This is a genomic window from Mycobacterium sp., assembly GCF_050701675.1.
In the GTDB taxonomy this organism is placed as follows: Bacteria; Actinomycetota; Actinomycetes; order Mycobacteriales; family Mycobacteriaceae; genus Mycobacterium.
Map to the genome: position 1 here is coordinate 1 of NZ_JBOGDD010000451.1, position 1,709 is coordinate 1,709.

The window sequence follows — 1,709 nt, forward strand, 5'->3', positions numbered from 1 at the left end:
AGTTGACGCAGTTCCACATCACGAGTATCGCCCACGCCGATGGGCCCAGCGAAAACCTTCGTTGGACGACTGGGGACGTGCCAGCCATGGTGGATGGAGACGACATCAGACGACTCCGAAAGGGACACACATCATGGCTGCAGCGAAAGAACTCTCACGACTGGCCGGGAAGACCGCCCTCATCACCGGCGGTAGCCGGGGAATCGGTGCCGCGGTCAGTCGTCGGCTGGCAGCCGACGGGGCGGCCGTGGCGATCAACTACCGGTCCGATGCCGACGCCGCCGACGCACTCGCCAAGGAGATCATCGGAAACGGTGGTCACGCCGTGACATTCCAGGCCGACGTCAGCGATCCGGCGAAGTCCAACGCTCTCGTCGACGCCGTGGTCACTGAGTTCGGCGAGCTCCACCTGCTCGCGAGCAACGCCGGGATCGAACACTTCGGCACGCTGCAGTCCATCACCATGGCGGACTTCGACCGCGTCTTCCATACCAACGTCGCAGGACAGCTGTTCGTGACTCAGGCCGCCGTCGCTGCCATGCCCCGCGGGGGTCGCATCGTCTTGACGTCATCGATCAGTGCGCGAATCGCCGTTCACCACCACGCCTTGTACGGCGCCAGCAAGGCGGCGGTCAATGCGATGGTCTTGAACCTTGCGCCCGAACTGGCCGAGGCGGGGATCGCGATCAACGCCATCGCGCCGGGCGGCACGGCCACCGACATGGCCGCGGAGAACGCCAAGCACTACACCCACCCGGCCCTGGCACACGTCGACCAGGAGGTGGTGGGACAGACCATGAACTCGCTCGGCCGGTTGGCCGATCCCGAGGAGATCGCCTCGGCCGTCGCGTTCCTGCTGTCGGACGACGCGTCCTATCTCACGGGTTCGACACTGGACGCGGCGGGCGGGTGGATCTAACCCCCTTCAACAGTGCTTGGCCGCCGGGCTATTTGGGGATCAGGACTTCGCCTTCCAGCCCATCGGGGTCACGGAAGAACAGGCTGCGCACCGCGCCGCCGTGGGCGTGGCGCGGAACGCCCCGAGATCGCCTGCCCGGCCAGCTACTTGCCCAGAAGCGACGTGTCACGCCGGTCGCGATAGATGTGCGTCGTGGTCGCACTGACCACGATCAACCGCCCGAATATCATTCTGGCGCATCGCTGAGACGATGCTCAGGCGATCCGTTCGATCGCGCTGAGTTCGGTCGAAAGTTTCTCGCGGGCGACCTCGGCGTCGTAGTGCGCCTGCATGTTGACGAAGAACATGTCGGTCAACCCGAGCGCGCGCGACAACCGCAGCGCGGTGTCGGCGGTGATCGCCCGCTTGCCGTGGACGATCTCGTTGATGCGGCGAGCAGGCACGTCGATCGCCTTGGCGATCCGGTACTGCGTGATCCCCATCGGCTCGAGGAACTCCGTCATGAGAATCTCGCCGGGGTGGGTGGGTGCGAAGTCTGCCATGGGGGTGTCCTTTCTAGTGGTAGTCAACGAGTTCGACATTCGAGGCACCGCTGGCGCTCCACGTGAAGCAGACGCGCCATTGGTCGTTCACGCGCACGCTGTGCTGGCCAGCCCGATCGCCTGCCAACTTCACCAACCGGTTGCCCGGCGGCACACGTAGGTCGTTGATGCTCTCGGCGGCGTTGATGAGGACCAACTTGTTGTAGGTGAGCTTGGCGAGCTCCGGGCTGAGCCTCTTGACATAGCGT

General features: G+C 64.8%; 3 protein-coding genes. 1 reads left to right on the top strand and 2 read right to left on the bottom strand.

Annotation, left to right across the window (positions count from 1 at the left end; all coding sequences use genetic code 11):
- The first annotated feature begins 133 nt into the window (after positions 1–133).
- Entirely contained in the window at positions 134–919 is a 786-nt protein-coding gene (locus ACRDUX_RS13680; protein WP_526414571.1) for an SDR family NAD(P)-dependent oxidoreductase, read from the top strand.
- Between the two features lie 254 nt (positions 920–1,173).
- Here ACRDUX_RS13680 and ACRDUX_RS13685 read toward each other — a convergent pair whose 3' ends face one another.
- Positions 1,174–1,461 (bottom strand): HigA family addiction module antitoxin, encoded by a 288-nt coding sequence (locus ACRDUX_RS13685; RefSeq protein WP_526414572.1) that lies wholly within the window; start codon positions 1,459–1,461, stop codon positions 1,174–1,176.
- Positions 1,462–1,474: 13 nt separating this feature from the next.
- Positions 1,475–1,709: type II toxin-antitoxin system RelE/ParE family toxin (locus ACRDUX_RS13690; RefSeq protein ID WP_526414573.1), on the bottom strand; the 235-nt coding region annotated here is incomplete at its 5' end.

Bases quoted from the DNA above. Each gene is read 5' to 3' on its own strand.
- ACRDUX_RS13685 (WP_526414572.1), bottom strand. From the start codon at position 1,461: ATGGCAGACTTCGCACCCACCCACCCCGGCGAGATTCTCATGACGGAG.
- ACRDUX_RS13680 (WP_526414571.1), top strand. From the start codon at position 134: ATGGCTGCAGCGAAAGAACTCTCACGACTGGCCGGGAAGACCGCCCTC.